The organism is Variovorax ureilyticus (assembly GCF_050632185.1).
Lineage (GTDB): Bacteria > Pseudomonadota > Gammaproteobacteria > Burkholderiales > Burkholderiaceae_C > Variovorax > Variovorax ureilyticus_A.
The window spans coordinates 4,578,026-4,601,281 of record NZ_CP192579.1 but is presented as its reverse complement, the minus strand read 5'-3'; the positions used below and the strand labels follow the sequence as shown (position 1 = coordinate 4,601,281).

Here is a 23,256-nt window from a genome sequence, read left to right as displayed (position 1 = left end):
ATGCGTCAACGCGGCTTCACCCTCGTCGAACTCGTTGTCGCGATCGCCGTGCTGGGGCTGATCATGTTCGCCGTCTTGCCGAGCGTCGGCACCTGGCTCGACAACACCCGAGTCCGGAACGTTGCGGCATCCCTGCAGAACGGCCTCCAGCTGGCCCGCGGCGAGGCCGTGCGGCGCAACCAGAGCGTGTCGTTCTGGCTGGTGAGCCTCAATGATCCATCGACGCTGAGCAACGACTGCGCCTTGTCGAACACCAGCGCTTCCTGGGTGGTGAGTGTCAATTCGCCCGTTGGGCATTGCGCCGACCAGCCGTCGACCGTCTCCTCGCCGATGATCGTGACGGGTCGCGCTGTCGGTGACGCGGGTGGCCGGGTCTCCGTCAAGGCCGTGCAGACCGACGGCACGACCGCCGGCACCGCGGTCACCTTCAACGGGTTCGGCCGCATCGACGCAACCACCAACACACCGATCGCGAAGATCGACGTGACCGGGACAGGCGCGACCACCAACTACCGGGCGCTGCGCATTGCCATCACTGCGGCGGGCCAGGTCCAGATGTGCGACCCCGACCCGAGTGTTGCGGCCGGCGATCCGCGCAAGTGCCCGTGAGGCGAGGACACCATGCAGGCAATCAATGTTGAGTGCCCTGGGAAGCGATTGGCGCTCGCAGGATCCAGGAAGGTCCGTGGCGTGGCGATGATCGAGGTCCTCGTGGCGCTGCTCCTCTTCATGCTCGGTGTGCTCGGAATGGTCGGACTCCAGAGTTCGATGACGCGCGCGCAGACCGAGTCCAAGGTCCGCTCGGACGCGGCCTATCTCGCGAGCGAACTGATCGGTCGCATGTGGTCCGACCTGACCAACTACACCACGTACAACGGCAGTGGCTGCGCCACGCAGACCCGCTGCAAGGAATGGCAGACCAAGGTGGCGAACAGCCTGCCGGGCGGCCTCGGCGCCGTGACCGTCGATGCGACCACGGGCAACGTGTCGGTCACCGTCAGCTGGACGATGCCGAGCGGCGACACGCACCAGTACGTCACACAGACCACCGTGGCGAAGGCGGGGAGCTGAGATGCGCAACCCCAGAACTCGCGCTTCCTCGCTGTCGGCTCTCCGGGGCTTCACCCTCGTCGAGCTGATGGTCGGCCTGGTGCTCGGGCTGCTGACCGTGCTGTTGATCACGCAGGTGATGGCGCTGGCCGAGGGCAAGAAGCGCACGGTCGCCTCGGGCAGCGATGCGCAGGTGAACGGCGCCCTTTCGCTCTTCACGATCCAGCGCGACATCGAGATGGCGGGTTACGGGGCGACCTCGAGCCCGGATGCGCTGGGCTGCACGGTGAAGTACCAGTACGACACCACCGGCGCTGCCTCGACGCTCACGCTGGCACCCGTCGTCATCGACGACGGCGCTAACGGTGCGCCGGACACGATCACGATTCTGCTAGGCCGCACCACGAGCTTTTCGGTGCCGCTTCTTCTGACCGGCGTCCATCTGCAGACCGACAATCACTTCACGGTCAGCTCCTCGCTGGGCGCGACGGCCGGCAACATGATGATCGCGGTGCCGAAGACGCAGGATGCGAACAACTGGTGCACGCTGTTCAACGTCACCAGCGACACGTCCTCATCCGCGACCACGCTGAGCAGCACGAACATTCCGCACGTGTACGGCACCGGCGGCAAGTGGAACCAGAACAGCCTCTTCCCGACGTCCGGCTACATCAACGGCAGCTACCTGGTGAACATGGGCTCGATGGTCTACAGGAAGTATTCCGTCGACAGCTCCAACAATCTCCAGGTGTCCGAGCTCTCGTCCACCACCGGCTCCATGTCGACGGCGCAGGAGTTGTATCCGCAGATCGTCAACCTGCAGGCCCTCTACGGCAAGGACACCGACGGCGACGGCGTGGTCGATACCTACGACAACACCACGCCGACCACCAACGCAGGCTGGCTCCAGGTGCTCGCGATCCGGGTGGCCGTCGTGGCCCGAAGCAACCAGTACGAGAAGGACATCGTGACGACCAGCGCGCCCCTGTGGGACGTCGGCACGACCGCCACGATCAACGCCGCCACCACCTGCGGCGCGAGCAACTGCATCTCGCTCAATGTGAACCAACTCGCCGACTGGCAGCACTACCGCTACAAGGTCTACGACACCATCGTGCCGCTGCGCAATGTGCTCTGGAACAACTGAGTGACCGCCATGCGCCTGCCATCATCCCCCTCCTCGACGCGCGACGGCTCCGACGCTCGCCGGCACAGCGCGATCAGCAAGGTGTCGCGCTGATGTTCGCGCTGATCACGCTCGTGGTCCTGCTGATCGGCACGCTGGCCCTCGTGCGCTCCGTCGACACCAGCACGCTGCTCATGGGCAACATCGGCTTCAAGCGGGACGCCACCGTCACGGCGGACCAGGCCTCACAGATCGCCATCAACTGGCTTACGGTCAACAACTCCACCCTCAATTCCGACATTCCGGCGAGCGGCTACTACGCCAGCAACCAGGAACTTGCGTCCGACGGCGTCACGGTCAAGCCTCCGGTGGACGTCACGGGTCAGCAACTGGCCGGCACGGCCAATCGCCAATTGGTGGACTGGGACGGCGATGGCTGCAAGTCCGCAATCAGCGGCAGCTACAACGGGTGCAGCGTGCTGTCCGCGAGTGCCGGCCAGATCAACGGCAACAACGCCCGCTTTGTCGTATTCCGCCTTTGCAGCAAGGCGGGCGACTACACGCTCGACACGACCATCAACTGCGTGCAGCCCATTGCGACCAGCGGGAACACAGCTGCCAAGAAGGGCGAGCTGAACTACGCCGACTCGGCGCGCTTCACCAGCAGCACCGGCCCGTTCTACCGCGTGGTCGTGAGGGTGCTCGGCGCGCGCAACACCGCGAGCTACACCGAGACCATCGTGCATTTCTGATTTCTGACGAGGGAGCGCCGTTCGGCGCCAGCAGAGGAACCTTGACCATGAAGAACAAACCGACTGCCGCTGACATCCACGCGCCGGGCAAGCCCGCATTCCGCCTCACCGCCGTGCTGTGCGCGCTGCTGGCCGCCTCGTTCGCGCCCATGGCTGGCGCCGGCGTGACCGACCTGTCGAACCAGCCCCTGGCCACGCTGCCCACCGTCAAGGCCAAGCCCAACCTGCTGTTCGTGATGGACACCTCGGGGTCGATGAGCTGGAGTTATATGCCCGATGACCTGGGCTACTACTCGAACGCAGTATGGGATTACGTGCCTCACGACACGTGGTACGGCTACTGGTCGCCCCAGTGCAACGGCGTGGCCTACGACCCGACCTCGGTCTACAACCCCCCTCAAGTCGGACGGCACGCCCTATCCCAATGCAAGCTTCGCCGCCGCCTGGACCGACGGCTACACAGGTGGCAACAGTACAACCAACCTGGGCAATAGCTACTACTACAGCTACAGCGGCAGTCAGCCGAAGATGGGGTGGGCTTACACCAGCAGCGGGGTCGTCAGCAACAACTTCTACAAGGAGTGCAGCAGCGCCATCGGCAGTGCACCCGGCAGCGGCGTGTTCTCGAAGGTCACGATGACCAGCAGCTCAGCCGACGCGCAGAACTACGCGAACTGGTATTCGTATTACCGCAAGCGCTATCTGCTGATGCGAACCGCCATGGGCCGCGCGATCAACGCCCTGGACTCGAACTATCGCGTCGGCTTCAGCACCATCTACGATTCGGCCGCCCAGGATGGCAAAAACAACTTCGTGGACGTCTCGGACTTCGACGCGACCCAGAAGGTCAAGTTCTACAACAGCCTGTATGGCGTCGCGCCGAGCGGAAACACGCCCCTGCCCACCGCGCTGTCCACGGCCGGTCGCTACTTCGCCCACATGATCTCGGGCCAATCCAGCGACCCGGTGCAATACGCCTGCCAGCGCAACTACACGCTGATGTCCACCGACGGCTACTGGAACGTCAACAACAGCGTGCGGCTCGACGGCAAGACCGCGATCGGCCAGCAGGACGGCACGGAGCTTCGTCCCATGAAAGACGACGCCGTTTCCATCGTGACGAAGGTCACCACCTACACGGCTCCGGCGACACAGAGCGTCACCGTCAACCTTTCGAGTGCACAGACCTTTACCCGAACTGCGACCACGATTTCGTCGACGAACACCGGCACCACCAAGAAGCCGAAATACAACGTCACGACGCAAACGCAGGTCTATACGGAGAGGACGCAATCCCGGACTGACGTCACGCCGCAATCGAGTACGGCGTCCTACACTGTCACTGTGGTGACGACAGACGGTGTAGACGGCAGCCCCGTCACTAGCCCCGTCACCTATTCCTCCTGGATCAACGCCGCCACGACATCTACCGTCGTGCAGGGCCCCGACGGGGGCGCCCCACCGACAGGCAGCAGCAGCAAGTGGGTGAACAGCGGCAGCGCCGTCGTGACGACACAGACCACGGCCGGCAACAATCAAACGACGTATTCGAGCGCCGTGGGGGTTGGGGGCCCTGGGTCACGGGAACCACCAACACCTCGTCTCCTGTCGTGGGTAGCTACGACAATGGAACGATCGTCTCAACGGCATCGACTTCGGGCGGCTCGCCGAACACGCTGGCCGATGTCGCCGAGTACTACTACAACACGCCCCTTCGCACCAGCGTGCTCGGCAACTGCACGTCGAGCAGTTCAGGCAGCAGCCAGGACCTCTGCGCCAACATCGTGCGCCCCCTCGGCTCCGACAGTGCCACGTGGCAGCACATGAACACCTTCACCATCGGCCTTGGCGCCAGCGGCACCCTGCCCTACGACAAGAACTATCTGACACAAACATCGGGCGCCTTCGCGGACCTCAAAAGCGGCGCCATCAACTGGCCCACGCCCAACCCCAGTGGGGATGCCACGAACATCGACGATCTGTGGCATGCCGCGGTCAACGGGCGCGGGCAGTACTACTCGGCACTCAACGCGACTCTCCTCAGCGAGGCCATCAACGGCGTGGTCACGACCGTCCAGAAAACCAATGGCTCGGCGGCGGCGGCATCGACCAGCTCCCTGCAACTCGTGGCGGGAACCAACAACCAGGTCTACCAGGCCAGCTACACCACGGGGTCGTGGACCGGAGACCTGCTGGCCTTCGCGCTCAACGGTGCGGACGCCTCGGTGGCCTCCACGCCGACCTGGTCGGCACAGGCCCTGCTCGACACCGCATCGGTCGGCTCCCGCAAGATCTACTTCAACAGCTCGGGAACGCTGCAGACGTTCTCGTACAGCAACCTGAGCACCGCGCAGAAAGCGTACTTCGACAACCTCTGCTCCCAGTCCGTCGTGGCTTCCCAATGCGCGGGGCTGTCGGCCAGCGACAAGACACTGGCCAACACCGGCTCCAACCTCGTCAGCTACCTGAGCGGCGTCCGGACCTACGAATCGGCGAACGGCTCGGTCGCCGCGCTCTACCGCCAGCGCGAGCACGTGCTCGGCGACATCATCAACGGCGCGCCGGTCTACGTCGGCAAGCCGCCGTTCAGCTACGCCGACGCCGGCTACGCGACCTTCCTGTCGAACCAGTCTTCGCGCAAACCCGTCGTGTATGTGGCCGCGAACGACGGCATGCTGCACGCGTTCTCCGCCGACACCGGCGACGGCGGCAAGGAACTCTGGGCCTTCATCCCGAGTGCCGTGATGCCGAATCTCTACAAGCTGGCGGATGCGAGCTATGCATCGAAGCACCAGTACTTCGTCGATGGCGCGCCGGTGATGGCAGACATCCAGGTCGGGGGCACCTGGAAGACGATCCTGGTCGGCGGCCTCAACGAAGGCGGCCAGGGCTACTACGCGCTCGACATCACGGATCCCGCCAACCCCGCGGTGTTGTGGGAGTTCACGGACACCAATCTGGGCCTCACCTACGGCAATCCGGTCGTGACCAAGCGTGCCGACGGCACCTGGGTGGTGGCCTTCGGCTCCGGCTACAACAACACGAGCGGCGACGGCATGGGGCACCTGTACGTGCTGAACGCCAACACCGGCGCCAAGCTGCTCGACATTTCCACCGGCGCCGGCAGCAGCGCCAGCCCGAGCGGCACGGCAAAGATCAATGTCTGGGTCGACGATCCGTCCAACAACACCGCCAAGCGCTTCTATGGCGGCGATCTGCTGGGCAACCTGTGGCGTTTCGACACCGACAACCTCGTGCAGCCCAACAGGGCGGCGTTGCAGCTCGCGAAGTTCCAGATCAATTCGACCACGCCGCAACCCATCACGACCAAGCCCGAGACGGTGCAGGTCAAGGGCGAGCCGGTGATCGTGGTGGCGACGGGTCGCTACCTCGGGGTGTCCGACATCACCGACAAGACGCAGGAAAGCATCTATGCCGTCAAGGACCCGCTGACCTCGACCGGATGGGGCGATGTGCGGGCCAGCAACAGCTTCGTCCAGCAGACCTTCACCGTGAGCGGAACGACCGTCTCGGTGACCACCAAGACGGTGGACTGGACGGCCAAGGGCGGCTGGTGGGTCGACTTCCCGAATTCAGGCGAACGCGTGGCCACGAACCTCGGCCTGCAGTTCAACACCCTGGCGATCGTCACCGCGATTCCCAATGGCGATGCCTGCGCATCCGGCGGCTCCAGCTGGCGCTACTACCTCAACGTGGCCAATGGCGGTCCGGTGACCAACAATCCTGCCGGCATGCTCTGGAGCAGCAACTCCCTGGTGGTCGGCATGAGCTGGGTCAAGGACAGCAACGGCAATGTGCGGATCCTCTACCAGAACAGCAACGGCGGGCTCACGCCTGAAATCCCGCCGACCGTGCCGTCGGCCGGCTCAGGAAGCGCGCACAGGACGTCCTGGCGCGAACTCGCGAACTAGCGGGTTGCAGCGATGGCGGCCGGGGTTGTACGCGGGGGTACGCTTTGCGGCGACTCTGTGCGGGCGCGATCCGGACTCCTGCGAAACCCGCTCTTCGTTTGCGCCGTGCTGTCGGTGGCGCTTCACGCCATGCTGCTCACCCTGCGGACGGGACCGGAGACGAGGCCTCATCGCGGCACTCAGGTCGCCCAAGGGCCGGGCAGCGTGCAGGTTCGGCTCGTGCAACCCGATCACGCGCCCATGACGACCGCCACGGTTGCCGGTACCCCGGGGCCACAAGACCGCGAATCGGCGCCCGACGCGACGCGCTCGACCGGGAAACAGGCCCTGTCCGGATCGGCTTCGCATTCGGCGCCAAAGACCCCCGGCGAGATCGGCACGGGTTCGACCGACGCGGCCGCAAAATCACCGGCCATTCCGCAAACCCCGACATCGGGCGACGACGACTACGTCCCGCGCCCACTCCTGTCGGTACCTCCGGTCGCGCTTGCGCCGGTCATCATCGGCGAACCTGCCGGCGAAGCATCGACAGGACGCCTCACCGGGGTTCTTTCACTCTTCATCGACGACCAGGGCCAAGTGCGGCGAGTCGTCGCCGAGCCACCCTATCTGCCTCCGGCATTCGAGCAGGCGGCGCGAGATGCATTCATGGCCACGCGGTTCTCGCCGGGCCAGATGGACGGACAAACGGTGAAGGCGCGAGTGCGGGTTGAGGTGGTGTTTGACGACACGCCGCTGGCGGGGCCGTGAGGCCATTGCGCATCGGATGCTGGCTATACTGCCCTGTCACATCTTGAAGATGTGATCGGGATTGGTCTCCCGAATGCATCCCTGCGACGAAAGCCGCAGTCTCTCCCGCAGAGCATCTGCGGCTTTTTCGCTCGTGCCTCCATTTTTTGGCGGCTCGAACGGGGAGCCGCAAGGCTCGCCGGTTCTCGCAAGGGGTGCCCGGTAGACCAACCTGTTCGAGTCGCCGCCTCCGATTGGTCTCGGCAGCGGCGGTTTTTGCAAACCGCACCCTTTGGAGGCCTTTGATGGCTAAATCCTCTCGCTCGCCCGCGCAATCGCTGCGCAAGGTGGCGTCATCCGCCCTGCAGATCACCGACGAGTTCTGCCACCTCAAGGAAGTGCATCGCGCCTACGCGTGCCTCGAAGGCCTGCTCTCGCCGGTCCACCGGGCGATGCACTACGAGGAGTTCAGCTTCGAGCCCGGCGATCTGCGTGCGCTGGTGACCGTGATCAATTTGGAACTGCAGCGGCGCACCGAGCCGGTCGATGAGGCGATCCGTTCGTTGGAAAAGGCGCTCAGGGCCAAGGCTAAGTGAGACGCAGCTTACGGGCCGCCAACGCAAATACGGCCTCTGCCGACTTCTCGCTGCAACTCAAACCGCCCTTCGCCTCGTTCGCTGTGATCAACTCTCGGGAGGACTTTCACCTCCAAGAGTGCGCCCATGCTGGGCGCACAAAAGAAGGCCGCCCGAGGGCGGCCTTCTTTTGAGAGAGGGGTGTGATTATCGGCAGGCAGCAGGAGCGAACTTCTCAAGCACTGTACCCGCAGTCGCGGTAATACCTGCGGCCTTTGCGCTGGCGGTGCCAACGGACGTGCAGGCCCAATCGATAGCGCCGGTGTCTCCGGCCTTGAGAGCCGCGGCGAGGGACTCGCCCGTAGCATCCTTGCGAACCCAAGGGGTCAAGAGGATCGTGTTGGCGGCAGCGCCCAGGCCAACGGCCGAGGCATTATAGGTAACCGTGATCACGCCAGTCGTGCCGTCCATCTGAATGGAGGTGACGTACTTGGAGTTGGCACCCGTGTTGTTCGCTTGGGCATTCCAAGTGGCGGCAACGTTGGTGAGATCGGTAGTGGTGGTTGTTCCCTCCGTGGCGAGAGCCGTTTTCGCAGGCTCGACCAGGTTCAGGCCTTCGGTGATTCGCGAGCGCACGACGTAGTCCTGATATGCCGGCAGCGCCACAGCAGCCAAGATACCAATGATCGCCACAACGATCATCAATTCGATAAGGGTGAAGCCGGCTTGTGCGCGGCGAGCGAGGGAACGACGGTTCATTTCACTACTCCAGGTTGGTTTCAAGGGGCCCGAGGAGAGCCCCCGGTGCGCTGGAGTAACCGCAGCATCCATGCCATGCCCATCACCGTCGTCTGAAGCCCCGAAAAGCGGGAACTTGTTCACGTTCTCGTTACAACGTGTGACAAACCTTGTTGCATCGGCCAAACACGGTCTGACATTTTTGTCACCCCGCTGCCAAAGCTCGTCAAAGTTCGAGCATGCCAGCGGCCTGCAGCCACCGGATGTCCCACCCCGTCTTGCCGTCCGGACACGATCCTTTGGCCAGTGCCTCGATCTGGCTCATGATCTCGGCGGTTTCCGCGGGCTTGGTGTGGGTGATGTAGATCGGGAAGTCCTTGCCCGGCGCGATCTGCGCCAGTTCGTCGGCCAGGGCGCACGGCGACAGATGCAGGCTGCGCTGCGCCAGCGCCTTCTCCCGGTTGCTGAACGCGGTCTCGATCACGAGCATGCCGACGTCGAGCTGGTTCACGCGGTCCCAGAAGGGCGCGTTGCGCTCCGTATCGCCGCTGAAGACCCAGTGGGCTCCCCCTTCGCGGAGCGCACCGCGAAACCGCAGGCCGGCACGGTATGAACCGCCGGCAGGACTTCGACGTTCTTGAGCGCGCCGGTGCCAAGCTGCAATTGCTGCCCGATCACCAGGTCATGAAAGCTCACGAACGGCGCCTCGCGGCTCGGAATGCTCCCGAAATCGGGCCAGATGACGTTGTTGAAGACATGGGCCCGCAAGGCCTCGATGGTGGCGCGCAGCGCATGCACGCGCAGCGGCCGCGTGCGGCGGCTGACGATGGCGTCGAGCATCAGCGGCAGCGCCGCCACGTGGTCGAGATGCGAATGCGTGAGCAGCACATCGTCGATGCCGGCCATCTCGTCGAGGGTCAGGTCGCCGACGCCGGTTCCAGCGTCGACCAGCAGGTCGCTGTCGACCAGGAAGGAAGTCGTGCGGCAGTCCTTGGCGATGGCGCCGGAGCACCCCAATACACGAACCTGCATGAGCTGGACCTTGATCTTTCAGCCCGTCGGCTGCCTATTTGGATTCGAATCGGGTCGCACCGTCCCAATCTGGGTCTTTTGGCTGCAACGCCGATGAGGCTAATCGCTGTTCATAGAGCCGGTAAAGGACTTTTTGGCATTCATGGCGAGCAGGGGCGCAAGCATAGCTTGGCCGTGCCGCCAATCCTGCGCGCGGTAGGCCGAAAGCACCTGATTCCAGCGATCGAGCGCGTCGTGGTCGACAGCGCCCGCCTCGCCCGCCATGCCGACGGGCGTGAAGATCCGCACCGCCTCCAGCTTGCCCTGGACGCGGACGCAATCGAGCTCCTGCCATACGATCGATGGCGCAAGGGCCCGCGTCGCTTCGGTGGCGACAATTTCGACGCCGTAGTGCACGCCGAGTCCCTCGATCCGCGACGCGAGATTGACCGCGTCGCCGACCACCGTGTAGCTGCGGCGAATGGCGGAGCCCATGTCGCCGACGCTCATGACGCCCGAATTGAGCCCGATGCCGACGTTGATCTGCGGCCGGCCCGTTCGGCGGTGGATTTCATTCAGCTCCCGCACCGCCGCGACCATGTCGACGGCCGCCCGGACGGCCAGCTCGGCATGGTTCGGGGTATCCACAGGCGCCCCCCAGAACGCCATGACGCAATCGCCGATGTACTTGTCGACCGTTCCCCGATGCGCACTGATGACCTCGGTCAGGCGGCTGAAGATCACGTTCAGGAAGTCCTGCAGATCGACCGGCGCCATGTTTTCCGCCATCCGCGTGAATCCGCGCATGTCGCAGAACATCACGGTGAGTTCCCTGCTCTGGGCGCGCATGCTGTAGCGCGTGGGGTCCGCCTGCATTTCGGCGACCAGTTCGCGGGGCACGTAGGTGCCGAACAGGTTGGCCAGCCGCCGGCTCGCACGGGCCTCGACCAGGTAGCCCCAGCTCATGTTGAGGACGAAGGCCGCCGCGATCATGGCCAGCGTGGCGCCCAGGGGCAGCACGAGGTTCGCGCGCACGAAGAGCAAGGCATTGATCCCGACCACCGCCGCGACGGTGAGCATCGCAATCACCACCGCGCGCTGCGCCGTGCCGAGAGAAAGTCCGAACGCCAGGACGAGCCCCGCAAGGATCAGCACGATCGACTCGTAGCCCACCGTGTAGTCGGGGACGCCGTACAGCCGGCCATCGAGCAGGCCGGAAATGATGTTGGCATGCACTTCGACCCCGGGAAAGGCGGCGCCGGCCGGCGTGGAGCGAAGATCCTCCAGTCCCGGTGCGCTGGACCCGACCAGCACGATCTTGCCTTTCAGTTCGCCGGGCGCGAGCGCCCCGCGGATCACGTCGACCGCGGGGATGTGCCGGAAGGAACCGCCCGCGGCGCCGCCCGGGCCGCGATACGGGACGAGGATGCTGGCCGAGCCGTCCAGCGGAACCCGCACCTGCCCCGCGTCATTGGCGAGCGCGAGCGACTGCATCGGCGGAGCGCTGCCTGACGCGCCGCCCGGCGCAAAGACCGGCACCAGCGCGCGCGAGTCCGTGGCCATGCGGAAGACAGCCAGCGCCAGGGATTCGTAGTAGCCGGGCTGAGCGACCTGCCCTGTGTAGCGCGCGATCAGCGGCACCGAACGGACGACCCCGTCCTGGTCGGCATCGAGCAGCACGTTGAGGAAGCCGGCCGCCGGAGCGCCCTGGGCCAGCTGCGGGATGCTTCCGACGAATCCGTTCCATTGCGTCGCGTACTCGCGCCCTTCCGGAAAGCTGTCCGGCGCCAGGACGGGCGCCGGCAGCTGCCCCCTCGATCGCGGCTCCTTGCTCCGGGTGAAGTAGTAGCCGAGCGCCACCGGCCGACCGGAAAGCGCATTCGCGAAGATGGTGTCCGGGTCCACCTGCGGTCGGAAGCGCCTGATTGCCTCAACGGCCTGGGGTTGGCCGGCGAAGGGGCCCTCTTCCAGGCGCTGCAGGGCGTCTTGCGCCGAGAACGCATCCGGCTCGACAAAGAGCACGTCGAAGCCGAGCACGTCCGCCTGCTGGCGATCGATCAGTTCGGTGGTGAGCCGGGCCAGCTGGTCGCGGCGCCAGGGCCATTGCCCCATTTGCTGCAGGCTCGCGTCGTCGATGTCGACGATGACGATGCGTGGATCGAGCGTCCGCGGCATCGTGGCGCGCAGGCGCGCGTCGTAGATGAAGTAGTCGAGCGCGTCGAGGAAAGGCGATCGCCACAACCCGCCCGCATGCGCCAGGGCAAGGACGACGGGCAGCAGCGTGATGGCGATCCGCGCCCAGTGCCGGCGCAGCGCGGTCATGGCGGCGAGCCCCCGCGACTTGCGATCGCGGGCGAAAGATCAGCTGACGACGAACTGCATCCGGGTGCCGCCGAGCTCGAGCACGTCGCCGTCCTGCAGCGCGACGGCCTCGCTGCCGAGCGGCTCGCCGTTGAGCGCCGTGCCGCCGTCGATCGGCGCCACCACATAGCCGTGCAGGCGACGGGTGACCGCGGCAACGGCCACCCCCGGCTTGCCGATGGTCGTGACGACCTTTTGAAGCGAGAGCTCGCGGCCGGCTCCGCTGCCGGACAGAACGCGGATGACCGCGACGCCCGCGGTGCCGCCGCCAAGCGGGGCCTGCACGGTCGGAGCGGACGAAAGGGGAATGGGCCCCGAAGGCGCTGGAGGAACGACCGCGCGTGTCGCCGTGGGAGCTTCCGCGGCGCCCGAACCGGCAACGTAGCGGATCTTGTATTTGCCGACCTCGATGATGTCGTTCTGCTCGAGGGCCTGCTTCTTGATCGGCCGCCCATTGACGTAGGTGCCGTTGGTGCTGTTGAGATCTTCCAGGTAGACATCGCCGCCGATCATGTGCAGCACGGCATGTTCGCCGCTGATGGCGAGATTGTCGACAACGATGTCGTTGTACGGCCGCCGTCCGAGCGTGGTGCGGTCTTTGGCAAGCGTCACTTCCTTGATGACGACGCCGTCGATCGAGACGATCAATTTCGGCATGGCCGACTCCTGGATATCCTTTTTTGTTCACAGCGGCCTTTTTTGGAAGTCCTTGTTCTCAAGCGGTGGTCTCGGGCACTCCTGCTCCACCGGCCCGGGCCAAAACAACGGAAATGTTATCCCGGCCACCATTTTCATTCGCCGCTGTAACCAAAAGTGTTGCTTTCTCCGGGAGCGCGTGATCTTCCGATAAAAGTGTGAAAAGCTGCGCGTCCGGGACCATCTCGCTCAAGCCGTCCGAACATAGCAGAAAGAGGTCGCCCGGTTGCACGGTGTGATCGTGCATTTCGAGCTCGACATGCCGCTCGATGCCAAGCGCACGGGTCACCAGATTGCGGTGAGGCGACTGGGCCGCCTGCTGCGGCGTGATGGCGCCCGCATCGAGCTGCTCCTGCAGCAGCGAATGGTCGCGCGTGAGCAACTCGAGCTTGTTGCCGCGCAGCCGGTAGCAGCGCGAATCCCCGATGTGGCCCACGATGACCCGCCGCTGCCCGAAGGTCGCGAGCACGAGGGTGGTCCCCATGCCCTGAAGCTGGACATTGGCAATGCCCGCCTCGAGGATGGCGGCGTTGGCCTCGTCCGTCCCCGCCTGCAGCGCACGGCGGATCGCCTTGGGATGCGCGTGCGGCCCCGCGTGGGCCAGCCACCGCCCGAAGCTCGCCTGCAGCAGCGCGATCGCCATGCCGCTCGCCACCTCGCCGCCGTTGTAGCCGCCCATGCCGTCGGCCAGCAGAACCAGGCCCAAGGACGCATCGAAAGCGATGGTGTCTTCGTTGTTGGCGCGCACGCGGCCCGGGTCCGTGAGCGCGGCAAATTCCCATGACAACGCACCGGCTTCGACGGATGCGGGTGCGCTCGTGTTCGACATGGATGTGCGGATGGTGAGGATCAGGTGGCCAGCTTCTGGGTATGACCGCGCTTTTGCAGCCAGCGACCGACCAGCACCACGAAGATGGCACCGGTCACTGCGCCGGCATAGTGAAGCCACGGATTCGCGGCCAGGACGTCGCGCAGGATCGTATCGCTCGCGATCGTCTCGCCGCCGACCCAGCCGATCAGGGCGGCGCCAAGCATGACGATGAGCGGGAAACGTTCCATAAGCTTGATCATGAGCGTACTGCCAAAAATCACCAGCGGAATGCTGATCGCCAGGCCGAGGACGAGAAGCACCATGCTGCCCTGGGCGGCCGCGGCGACGGCGATCACATTGTCCAGACTCATGACCAGGTCGGCCAGAAGAATGGTGCGCACGGCGGCCAACATCGTGCCGTATTGCTTGTCTTCGCCTTCGCCTTCCTCTTCTTCGCTGAGCAACTGCGTGCCGATCCAGAGCAGCAAGGCGCCGCCGATGATCTGCAGGTAAGGAAGCGCCAGCAACTTGGCCGCGACCACGGTGAGCACCACGCGCAGCACCACCGCGGCACCGGAGCCGAACAGCACGGCCGTGCGCTGCTGGTGCGGTGGCAGCGCACGTGCGGCCATCGCGATGACCACGGCGTTGTCGCCGGACAGGATGATGTTGATCCAGACGATCTTGAGCAGACCTATCCAGAAGTCCGTCGTTTGTAGAAGTTCCATGTCTCGTATCCCACTGTTATTTTGATTAAAAAAGCGCCCGCAACGTGAATTGCGGGCGCCTTCGTTCTTGGGGTCAGAACGCGAGCAACAAACTCAGATCAGCGCCTTCAGGCGTTTTGCCAGTTCCGAGAAGTTGCGGGTGACGGTGAAGCCGCACTCTTCCATGATCGCCAGCTTCGCGTCCGCCGTGTCGGCGCCGCCGGAGATCAGCGCGCCGGCATGGCCCATGCGCTTGCCGGGAGGCGCGGTGACGCCGGCGATGAAGCCGACGACCGGCTTCTTCATGTTGTCCTTGCACCAGCGGGCGGCGTCGGCCTCGTCGGGACCGCCGATTTCGCCGATCATGATCACGGCGTCGGTGTCGGGGTCGTCGTTGAAGGCCTTCATCACGTCGATGTGCTTCAGACCATTGATCGGGTCGCCGCCGATACCGACCGCGCTCGATTGGCCAAGGCCGATCTCGGTGAGCTGCGCCACGGCTTCATAGGTCAGCGTGCCGGAGCGGCTGACCACGCCGATGCGGCCCTTGCGATGGATGTGGCCGGGCATGATGCCGATCTTGATCTCGTCGGGCGTGATCAGGCCGGGGCAGTTCGGGCCGAGCAGCAGCGTCTTCTTGCCGCCGGCGGCTTCCTTGGCCTTCATCTTGTTGCGCACTTCGAGCATGTCGCGAACCGGAATGCCTTCGGTGATGCAGATCGCCATGTCGAGGTCGGCCTCGACGGCTTCCCAGATCGCGGCGGCGGCGCCGGGTGGCGGCACATAGATCACCGACACGGTCGCGCCGGTCTGCTGGGCGGCTTCCTTGACCGAGCCGTAGATCGGGATGTTGAAGATCGACTCGCCGGCCTTCTTCGGATTCACGCCAGCGACGAAGCAGTTCTTGCCGTTCGCGTATTCCTGGCACTTCTCGGTGTGGAACTGGCCGGTCTTGCCGGTGATGCCCTGCGTGATGACTTTGGTGTCTTTGTTGATGTAGATCGACATGACTGTTCCTTACTTGACCGCTGCCACGACCTTCTGGGCCGCTTCCGCCATGGTGTCGGCGCTGATGATCGGCAGACCGGAGTCGGCCAGGAGCTTCTTGCCTTCGGCTTCGTTCGTGCCCTTCATGCGCACGACCAGCGGCACTTGCAGGTTCACGGCCTTGCACGCGGCGATCACGCCGGTGGCGATGGTGTCGCACTTCATGATGCCGCCGAAGATGTTGACCAGGATGGCCTTCACGTTCTTGTTCTTCAGCATGATCTTGAAGGCCTCGGTCACCTTCTCGGGGTGGCGCCGCCGCCCACGTCGAGGAAGTTCGCCGGCTCACCGCCGAAGAGCTTGATGGTGTCCATGGTGGCCATGGCGAGGCCGGCGCCGTTCACGAGGCAGCCGATGTTGCCGTCGAGGCTGATGTAGGCGAGGTCGAACTTGCTGGCTTCGACTTCGGCCGGATCTTCTTCGTCCAGGTCGCGCAGCGCCACGATCTCGGGGTGGCGGAACAGCGCGTTGCTGTCGAAGTTGAACTTGGCGTCGAGGGCGACGATGTTGCCCTTGCTGTCACGGTTGAGCGGATTGATCTCGACCAGCGAGGCATCCGTTTCCATGTAGCAGGTGTAGAGCTTCTTGAAGACGTCCACGGCTTGGGCGGTGGAGTCGGCCGGGATGCCGATGGCGTCGGCGATCTTCTTGGCCTGCGCGTCGCCGAGACCCGTGAGCGGGTCGACGAACTCGGTGACGATCTTCTCGGGGGTGGAATGCGCCACTTCCTCGATGTCCATGCCGCCTTCGCTGGAGGCGATGACCGCGACCTTCTGCGTGGCGCGATCGGTCACGACGGAGACGTAGTATTCCTTCTGGATGTCGGCGCCGTCCTCGATGTAGAGGCGGCGGACCTTCTGGCCTTCAGGACCGGTCTGGTGGGTCTTGAGTTGCATGCCGAGGATCTCGCCGGCCAGCCTCTTGACGTCCTCGATGGTCTTGGCGACCTTGACGCCGCCACCCTTGCCCCGGCCACCCGCGTGGATCTGCGCCTTGACAACCCACACGGGGCCGCCGAGCTTCTGGGCGGCCTCGACCGCCTCCTGCACTGTGTACGCCGGAATGCCTCGCGGCACAGGCACGCCGAACTTGGCAAGAATTTCCTTGCCTTGGTACTCGTGAATCTTCATGAGGGTGTCTCTCGGAACGGAGGTTGGAGAACGGGAGATATTTCGCTGTTGTCCACGGGCTACGGCGCCGGGCTGGCGGGAGCGGCGGACAGCAGGCGACTGTATCATGGTGCGCCGCACCACGAGCTGACGCCTGTTTGCGGTCAATACGTAGTTACGCCAGCGACACTTTCTCCAGAGGCTCCACCATGCCCAAGGTCTTCATCGACGGCGAAGCCGGCACCACCGGTCTCCAGATCCGCGAGCGGCTCCAGAACATGCCGCACGTCGAGCTCGTCAGCATCGCGCCCGAGTTGCGAAAGGACGCCACCGCCAAGCGCGAGCTGATGGCGGGCGTGGATCTCGTCGTTCTCTGCCTGCATGACGACGCGGCGCGCGAATCGGTGGCACTGATCGACCAGCTCGAAGGCCGCCGTCCGAAGATCATCGACGCCTCGACCGCGCACCGCGTGGCGCCGGGATGGGTCTACGGCTTCCCCGAACTCGCGGCCGGCCAGAAGGACGCCGTCGCCCGGGCCGAGCGCGTGGCCAACCCGGGCTGCTATGCGACGGGCGCCATCGCCATGGTCCGCCCGCTGGTCGACGCGGGGCTGCTGCCGCCCGGCTTTTCGATCGCACTGCCTTCCGTGAGCGGCTATTCCGGTGGCGGGCGCACCATGATCGAGGCCTACGAGAAGGGCGAGGCGCCGCCCTACGAAACCTACGCGCTCGGCCTCAAGCACAAGCACATCCCTGAAATCATGAAGTACACGGGCCTCACCAACCGCCCGGTGTTCATTCCTGCCGTCGGCAACTTCAAGCAGGGCATGCTCGTCCAGCTTCCTCTGCACCTGGACGACCTGCCGGACCGCCCGAAAGCCAGCGACCTGCACGACGCGCTGGCCGCGCACTACGCGAAGAGCAACACGCCGGAGCATTTCGTGAAAGTGCTGCCGCCCACGGCGGACGGCAAGCTCGAGGCGACCGCGCTCAACGACACCAACCAGCTCGAGATCCGCGTGTTCCCGAACGAGGACCATCGTCATGCCGTGGTCATCGCCCGCCTCGACAACCTCGGCAAGGGCGCGAGCGGCGCCGCGGTGCAGAACCTGCGGCTGATGCTCGGCATCTAGCGAGCAACCTATTCCTCGTCGGGGTCGTACCTCAGTACCTTTGCGATCACGCCGGTCGCGAAGCCGCGAGCCATCATGAATCGCATCTGACGCGCCCGTTCGGCGGCGTCCTGCGGCGGCGCATCGAAGCGGCGCCGCCAGACTGCGAGCGCGCGGTCGAGCTCCGTCTCCTGCAGGCTCGCGACCGCATCGGCCACCGCCTCGGGCGCAATGCCCTTGTGCAGCAGTTCCTGGCGCACGCGCGTGGCGCCGAGCCGGGCCGCGCGCTGATGCAACACCGACTGCACCACCCTCGCCTCGCTGATGAAGTCCTTGGCCGTCAGTTCGTCGAGCGCACGGGCCAAGGCACCGGCTCTTCCTCGTACTTGCGCAGCTTCCTGCTCGAGTTCGGCGCGCGAGTGTTCGCGCTGGCTGAGCAGGCGCAGGGCGCGACCCTTGAGCGACGGGCCCGCCCTTCCCTCTTCCGTTTTACTTGTCACCCTTCGCAGGCTTTTCGGACGATGCCTCGGCCGCCGATTCGGCCAGGAGCGGGATGCCCAGTGATTCGCGCACCTTGTTCTCGATCTCGCGCGCCAGTTCGCGGTTCTCGCGCAGGAATTCGCGCGCGTTGTCGCGGCCCTGCCCGATCTTTTCGCCGTTGTAGGCATACCGGGCGCCCGACTTGTCGATGATCTTCGCGTTCACGCCCATGTCGATGATCTCGCCCTCGCGGCTGATGCCTTCACCGAACAGGATGTCGAACTCGGCTGTCTTGAAGGGCGGCGATACCTTGTTCTTGACCACCTTGACCTTGGTCTCGTTGCCGATCGCCTCGTCGCCCTTCTTGATGGTGCCGATGCGGCGGATGTCCAGGCGCACCGAGGCGTAGAACTTGAGCGCGTTGCCGCCGGTCGTGGTTTCGGGCGAACCGAACATCACGCCGATCTTCATGCGGATCTGGTTGATGAAGATGACCATGCAGTTGGTCTTCTTGATCGTGGCCGTGAGCTTGCGCAGGGCCTGACTCATCAGCCGGGCCTGCAGGCCGTGCAGCGAGTCGCCCATCTCGCCTTCGATTTCGGCCTTGGGCGTGAGCGCGGCGACCGAGTCGACCACGATCAGGTCGACCGCACCGGAGCGCACCAGCGAATCGACGATCTCGAGCGCCTGCTCGCCGGTGTCGGGCTGGCTGATGAGCAGGTCGGACAGATTGACGCCGAGCTTCTGCGCATATTGCACGTCGAGCGCGTGCTCGGCATCGACGAAGGCGCAGGTGCCGGCCTGGCGCTGCATCTCGGCGATGACCTGCAGCGTGAGCGTGGTCTTGCCCGAGGATTCCGGACCGTAGATCTCGATCACCCGGCCGCGCGGCAGGCCGCCGACGCCGAGCGCGATATCGAGGCCCAGCGAGCCGGTGGAGACCACCTGGATGTCTTCCAGCACCTCGCCCTCCCCCAGACGCATGATCGTGCCCTTGCCGAACTGCTTCTCGATCTGGGCCAGGGCCGCCTGCAAGGCCTTGGCCTTTTCGCTGTTGGGGCCGGAGAGGTTTGCGCCCTTGACGGCTGCGTCCATGTGAAAGCTCCTTGAAGATCAACGGGTTGTGGTGGATTCATCCCGCTGCGCTTAATCACAGGCTGGATGCTTGAACAGTAGTGTAGGGGTCAATGGATTGCTGTTGGCTCATTTTTTGGTCAGTTTGATTTACTATCGATTTGCCATGGCCGATCTACCCTCTTCCATCGACCACGACGCATGGCGTCAAACCCACCTGGGCCGTCTGCTGGGCCATGCGATGCGCCGCTTCGACGAGCGCGTGCTCAGCCTGATGGCGCACGACGCGGAGGTCCCGCTGGCGCTCTCGAACCTCGCGGCACGCGCACAGGTCAGCGCCGCCCACATCCACATCACCCGCCACCTCTCGCGCGACGGTTCGCGCCTCACTGAACTGGCCGAACGCGCCGGCATGACCAAGCAGGCGATGGGCACGCTGGTCGACCAGTGCGAAGCCTGGGGCCTCGTCACGCGCGAGCCCGATCCACTCGACGCCCGCGCCCGCCGCGTGATGTTCTCCGCCGATGGCCTCGCATGGCTGGAAGCCTTCCGCCGCGCCGTCGCGCAGGCCGAATCCGAGTTCCGCGCCAGCGTAGGCGACGAGATCGCCACGGTAGTAACCATCGGCCTCGAAGCCTACGCAGCCGCCTAAAATTTGAGAGAGCCCGGCACGGTGCGGCCAGATCCAGGAACCCCGCGGATCCGGCTCCGCCGGTCCGCCGGGGTTGCCCCCGGAGAGGGGTGCAGAGCCACACGAAGTGGGCGAGGCTGGGGGTGAACTCAAGATGCGAATACTCATTGCAGAAGACGATCAGGTGCTGGCAGACGCCCTGCTGCGCAGCCTGCGCACCTCCGGCGCGGCGGTCGATCATGTGGCGACGGGTTCGCAGGCCGATGCGGCCCTGATGACCAACAGCGAATTCGATCTGCTGATCCTCGACCTCGGCCTGCCCAACATGCACGGCCTCGAGATCCTCAAGCGCCTGCGCGCGCGCGGCTCGCAACTGCCGGTGCTCGTGCTCACCGCCGCGGACAGCGTGGAGGAGCGCGTCAAGGGCCTCGACTACGGCGCCGACGACTACATGGCCAAGCCCTTCTCGCTGCAGGAGCTGGAAGCTCGGGTGCGCGCGCTCACGCGGCGCGGCATGGGCGGCACGAGCAATGCCATCAAGCACGGACCGCTCGTCTACGACCAGGCCGGCCGCGTCGCGACCATCGACGGCAAGATGATCGAGCTGTCCGCGCGCGAGCTCGGCCTGCTCGAGGTGCTGCTGCAGCGCGCCGGGCGCCTCGTGAGCAAAGACCAGCTCGTCGAGCGCCTGTGCGAGTGGGGCGAAGAGGTCAGCCTGAACGCGATCGAGGTCTACATCCACCGCCTGCGCAAGAAGATCGAAAAAGGCCCGGTGCGCATCGCGACCGTGCGCGGCCTCGGCTACTGCCTCGAAAAAATCCCTTCCTGACCAGCCGCTCGCCGGCTTGATGATCACCCGGTGAAACTCTTTCAGCGCGCCCAGCGCTCCTTATTCGGCGAGATCCTCGACTGGATGCTCACGCCGCTCCTGCTGCTGGTGCCGGTGAGCATCGGCGTGACCTGGCTCGTGGCCCAGGGCATCGCCAACGCGCCGTTCGATCGAGCGCTCGAATCCAACATTCAGACGCTCGCGCGGCTGGTCGACGTGGACCATGGCCGCATCCAGTTCGTGCTGCCGCAGCCGGCGCGCGAAATCCTCGGGGGCGACGAGGCGGATCGCGTGTACTACCAACTGCTCGACGAGCACGGCGGGCTGCTCAGCGGCGAGCCCGAGGTTCCTCCGCCCAGCTCCGACGAGCCGCCGATGCCCGGCGTGGTCTACCTGCGCGACGGGCTGATCCAGGGGCAGCAGGTGCGCATCGCTTCGCTATGGATCGCCGGCAGCAACCCCGAGACGCCGATGGCCCTGCTGCAAGTGGCCGAGACGCGCGAGAAGCAATCGGTGCTGGCCACGGAAATCATCAAGGGCGTGCTGCTGCCGCAGTTCGCGATCCTGCCGCTGGCAGTGCTGCTGATCTGGCTGGCCCTGGTGCGCGGGATCAAGCCGCTGTCGGTGGTGGAGGCGCGCATCCGCGAGCGCCGGCCGGGCGACCTGAGCCCGCTGGACGAGTCCTCGGTGCCGCTCGAAGTGGTGCCGCTGGTGCTCTCGGTCAACGACCTGCTGCGCAAGCTCAACGACTCGATCGGAACGCAGAAGCGCTTTCTCGCGGATGCGGCGCATCAGCTGAAGACACCGCTGGCGGGCCTGCGCATGCAGGCCGACCTCGCCCAGCGCGAAGGCGCGAACGCGGAGGAGCTCAAGCAGTCCCTCAAGCAGATCGGCCGCGCCAGCGTGCGCGCGACGCACACCGTGAACCAGCTCCTGTCGCTCGCGCGCGCGGAAGGCACCGGCGCCAACATCGGCCGACAGTCCTGCGACATCGCGCGACTCACGATCGAGGTGGTGCGCGAAGCGGTGCCGCGCGCGATCGACAAGCGCATCGACCTCGGCTACGAGGGCGCCCAGCCCGGCGCGGCCGGGGTGGCGATCGAAGGCAATCCCACGCTGCTCAAGGAGCTGGTGCGCAACCTCGTCGACAACGCGCTCAACTACACGCCCTCGACCCCGGAGCGCCCCGGCGTCATCACCGCGCGCGTGCTGGCCGACCCGTTCGGCCGCATCGTGGTGCTGCAGGTCGAGGACAACGGCCCCGGCATCCCCGAAGACGAACGCGAGCTCGTGTTCGAGCCGTTCTACCGGGTGCTGGGCAACGAAGCCGACGGATCGGGCCTGGGCCTGCCGATCGTGCGCGAGATTGCGCGCCAGCATTTCGCGACCGTTCGGCTGGAAGACGCCCATCCGGGCCAGCACCCGCCGGGCACGCTGGTCAGCCTGCGCTTCGACGGCAACGAGGGCGAACGCCGCGCCGGCGGGCCGCACTGAGCAGCACTAGACCTTGCCGGGATCGGCCTTGCGAATCTCCAGCATCTGCGGCCGCACCTGCTGCTGAAGCCGCTGCGGCTCGCGCTCGCTGAAACTCGCGGGCTGCGTGCCGAACAAGGCGAGCGCGCCCTGCGACCAGGCGTAGTAGCCGAGGTTCGCGACGACCAGAAGAACGACCAGCAGCCGCAGCATCATCGCGCCGAAGGGGCAGGGCGCACGCTGACTTCGGCGCTGGTGATCGTCTTCATGCCGGAGGCTGTCCGCACCAGCAGTTCGCCGCCCCAGCCCACGCCTTCGCAGCGGCCTTCAGCGCCGTCGCTAAGGCGCACGTCGCGCCCGCGCAGCACATCGCGTGCCGCGAAGCGCGGCGCGAAGGGGACGAAGCCCTGCGCATCGAAAAGTTGCACGCTTTCCACCAGCGGCACCGCAATCTCGCGCAGCACCTCCCCCGGCGTCGCCTGCGGGCGCCACTCCTGCAGCCAGGCGGGCGCAGTGCTGAGCCCGGCAGCTTCGCGCGGGCCGATGTTGATACCGATGCCGATCACCAGATAACGCTCGGCCGCATCGGGCTGGAGCAGGGCGGTTTCGATCAGGATGCCGCCGAGTTTGCGTTCCCCGACCCAGAGATCGTTCGGCCACTTGAGCGAAAGGCCCGCCGAATTCGAAGGATCGAGGCTTTCCGCCACGCTGACGCCGACCGCGAGCGAGAGCCCCGACCAATCGCGCGGCGCGAGCGGCAAGCCGAGCGAGAAAGTCAGCGATGAAGGCTGGCGAGCATCCTGCGCGCTCTGCCAGTTCCGGCCCAACCGGCCGCGACCGGCGGTCTGCCTTTCGGCCACCAGCAGCACGGGGGCGCGGTTGCCGTCGCGTGCGCGCCGCATGAGTTCGCTGCTGGTCGAGTCGATCTCGGCGACGACTTCCACGCTCACCCCCGGCAGCCTCTGCGCCAGGGCGTTCGCGATCTCGTCCTCGAACCAGGGCGCAGCCATCCT

Annotated in this window: 23 protein-coding genes and 2 pseudogenes; 13 read left to right on the top strand and 12 right to left on the bottom strand. The window is 65.5% G+C overall.

The features are described 5' to 3' along the window. The 9 genes from ACQ858_RS22815 (at window position 1) to ACQ858_RS22775 (ending at window position 8,185) form a co-directional block, all read left to right on the top strand. Complete coding sequence (locus tag ACQ858_RS22815) at window positions 1-609, top strand: GspH/FimT family pseudopilin (RefSeq protein ID WP_431274778.1); 609 nt, start codon at window positions 1-3, stop codon at window positions 607-609. 87 nt (window positions 610-696) lie between these two features. Further along, on the top strand, window positions 697-1,071 hold the full coding sequence (locus tag ACQ858_RS22810) for a type IV pilus modification PilV family protein (RefSeq protein ID WP_431274777.1): 375 nt from the start codon (window positions 697-699) through the stop codon (window positions 1,069-1,071). Between the two features lies 1 nt (window position 1,072). Then, the gene (locus tag ACQ858_RS22805; protein WP_431274776.1) at window positions 1,073-2,197 is read left to right on the top strand and encodes a PilW family protein; all 1,125 of its coding nucleotides are present in this window, start codon (window positions 1,073-1,075) and stop codon (window positions 2,195-2,197) included. A 92-nt stretch (window positions 2,198-2,289) separates the two neighbouring features. Then, window positions 2,290-2,928 (top strand): pilus assembly PilX family protein, encoded by a 639-nt coding sequence (locus tag ACQ858_RS22800; RefSeq protein WP_431274775.1) that lies wholly within the window; start codon window positions 2,290-2,292, stop codon window positions 2,926-2,928. A 47-nt stretch (window positions 2,929-2,975) separates the two neighbouring features. Then, the gene (locus ACQ858_RS22795) at window positions 2,976-3,422 is read left to right on the top strand and encodes a hypothetical protein (protein ID WP_431274774.1); all 447 of its coding nucleotides are present in this window, start codon (window positions 2,976-2,978) and stop codon (window positions 3,420-3,422) included. Between the two features lie 34 nt (window positions 3,423-3,456). Further along, window positions 3,457-4,755, top strand: coding sequence for a hypothetical protein (locus tag ACQ858_RS22790; RefSeq protein WP_431274773.1), 1,299 nt, complete (start codon window positions 3,457-3,459; stop codon window positions 4,753-4,755). After that, window positions 4,752-6,860, top strand: a complete 2,109-nt coding sequence (locus ACQ858_RS22785) for a pilus assembly protein (protein ID WP_431276928.1) — start codon at window positions 4,752-4,754, stop codon at window positions 6,858-6,860. The genes ACQ858_RS22790 and ACQ858_RS22785 overlap by 4 nt, the downstream gene beginning before the upstream one ends. A gap of 129 nt (window positions 6,861-6,989) precedes the next feature. Continuing rightward, a complete protein-coding gene (locus ACQ858_RS22780; protein WP_431274772.1) occupies window positions 6,990-7,610 on the top strand; it encodes a hypothetical protein in 621 nt (206 codons plus the stop codon). A gap of 284 nt (window positions 7,611-7,894) precedes the next feature. After that, window positions 7,895-8,185 (top strand): hypothetical protein, encoded by a 291-nt coding sequence (locus ACQ858_RS22775; protein WP_431274771.1) that lies wholly within the window; start codon window positions 7,895-7,897, stop codon window positions 8,183-8,185. A gap of 186 nt (window positions 8,186-8,371) precedes the next feature. On the opposite strand, the gene ACQ858_RS22770 is transcribed toward ACQ858_RS22775, so the two are convergent. The 8 genes and pseudogenes from ACQ858_RS22770 to sucC form a co-directional block, all read right to left on the bottom strand. Next, window positions 8,372-8,923: a pilin gene (locus tag ACQ858_RS22770; protein WP_431274770.1), complete on the bottom strand. Its 552-nt coding sequence runs from the start codon at window positions 8,921-8,923 to the stop codon at window positions 8,372-8,374. A gap of 205 nt (window positions 8,924-9,128) precedes the next feature. After that, window positions 9,129-9,934 (bottom strand): annotated as a pseudogene (locus ACQ858_RS22765) (3',5'-cyclic-nucleotide phosphodiesterase). Window positions 9,935-10,033: 99 nt separating this feature from the next. Beyond that, window positions 10,034-12,235: a CHASE2 domain-containing protein gene (locus ACQ858_RS22760; RefSeq protein ID WP_431274769.1), complete on the bottom strand. Its 2,202-nt coding sequence runs from the start codon at window positions 12,233-12,235 to the stop codon at window positions 10,034-10,036. A 39-nt stretch (window positions 12,236-12,274) separates the two neighbouring features. Next, window positions 12,275-12,931 (bottom strand): FHA domain-containing protein, encoded by a 657-nt coding sequence (locus tag ACQ858_RS22755; RefSeq protein ID WP_431274768.1) that lies wholly within the window; start codon window positions 12,929-12,931, stop codon window positions 12,275-12,277. Window positions 12,932-12,989: 58 nt separating this feature from the next. Further along, a complete protein-coding gene (locus ACQ858_RS22750) occupies window positions 12,990-13,799 on the bottom strand; it encodes a Stp1/IreP family PP2C-type Ser/Thr phosphatase (protein WP_431274767.1) in 810 nt (269 codons plus the stop codon). Window positions 13,800-13,819: 20 nt separating this feature from the next. After that, entirely contained in the window at window positions 13,820-14,509 is a 690-nt protein-coding gene (locus tag ACQ858_RS22745; protein WP_431274766.1) for a TerC family protein, read from the bottom strand. Between the two features lie 93 nt (window positions 14,510-14,602). Next, window positions 14,603-15,496, bottom strand: coding sequence for a succinate--CoA ligase subunit alpha (gene sucD, locus ACQ858_RS22740; protein ID WP_431274765.1), 894 nt, complete (start codon window positions 15,494-15,496; stop codon window positions 14,603-14,605). Window positions 15,497-15,505: 9 nt separating this feature from the next. Next, window positions 15,506-16,665 (bottom strand): annotated as a pseudogene (gene sucC, locus ACQ858_RS22735) (ADP-forming succinate--CoA ligase subunit beta). A gap of 188 nt (window positions 16,666-16,853) precedes the next feature. Between sucC and argC the strand changes: the two are divergent. Next, on the top strand, window positions 16,854-17,777 hold the full coding sequence (argC, locus tag ACQ858_RS22730) for an N-acetyl-gamma-glutamyl-phosphate reductase (RefSeq protein WP_431274764.1): 924 nt from the start codon (window positions 16,854-16,856) through the stop codon (window positions 17,775-17,777). Between the two features lie 8 nt (window positions 17,778-17,785). Here the strand turns inward: argC and recX are convergent, their stop codons facing one another. Further along, complete coding sequence (gene recX, locus ACQ858_RS22725) at window positions 17,786-18,256, bottom strand: recombination regulator RecX (protein WP_431274763.1); 471 nt, start codon at window positions 18,254-18,256, stop codon at window positions 17,786-17,788. After that, window positions 18,246-19,331 (bottom strand): recombinase RecA, encoded by a 1,086-nt coding sequence (recA, locus tag ACQ858_RS22720; RefSeq protein WP_431274762.1) that lies wholly within the window; start codon window positions 19,329-19,331, stop codon window positions 18,246-18,248. The genes recX and recA overlap by 11 nt, the downstream gene beginning before the upstream one ends. A 145-nt stretch (window positions 19,332-19,476) precedes the next feature. On the opposite strand from recA, the gene ACQ858_RS22715 reads away from it, so the two are divergent. The 3 genes from ACQ858_RS22715 (at window position 19,477) to ACQ858_RS22705 (ending at window position 22,264) form a co-directional block, all read left to right on the top strand. Then, window positions 19,477-19,962: a MarR family winged helix-turn-helix transcriptional regulator gene (locus tag ACQ858_RS22715; RefSeq protein WP_431274761.1), complete on the top strand. Its 486-nt coding sequence runs from the start codon at window positions 19,477-19,479 to the stop codon at window positions 19,960-19,962. Window positions 19,963-20,095: 133 nt separating this feature from the next. Continuing rightward, on the top strand, window positions 20,096-20,770 hold the full coding sequence (locus tag ACQ858_RS22710) for a response regulator (protein WP_431274760.1): 675 nt from the start codon (window positions 20,096-20,098) through the stop codon (window positions 20,768-20,770). A gap of 30 nt (window positions 20,771-20,800) precedes the next feature. Further along, window positions 20,801-22,264 carry a sensor histidine kinase N-terminal domain-containing protein gene (locus ACQ858_RS22705; protein WP_431274759.1) on the top strand — a complete coding sequence of 488 codons (1,464 nt, stop codon included), beginning with the start codon at window positions 20,801-20,803 and terminating at the stop codon, window positions 22,262-22,264. 6 nt (window positions 22,265-22,270) lie between these two features. Here ACQ858_RS22705 and ACQ858_RS22700 read toward each other — a convergent pair whose 3' ends face one another. After that, entirely contained in the window at window positions 22,271-22,459 is a 189-nt protein-coding gene (locus ACQ858_RS22700; protein WP_431274758.1) for a sporulation protein, read from the bottom strand. Further along, window positions 22,456-23,253, bottom strand: a complete 798-nt coding sequence (locus tag ACQ858_RS22695) for a biotin--[acetyl-CoA-carboxylase] ligase (protein ID WP_431274757.1) — start codon at window positions 23,251-23,253, stop codon at window positions 22,456-22,458. The genes ACQ858_RS22700 and ACQ858_RS22695 overlap by 4 nt, the downstream gene beginning before the upstream one ends. Between the last annotated feature and the right edge of the window lie 3 nt (window positions 23,254-23,256).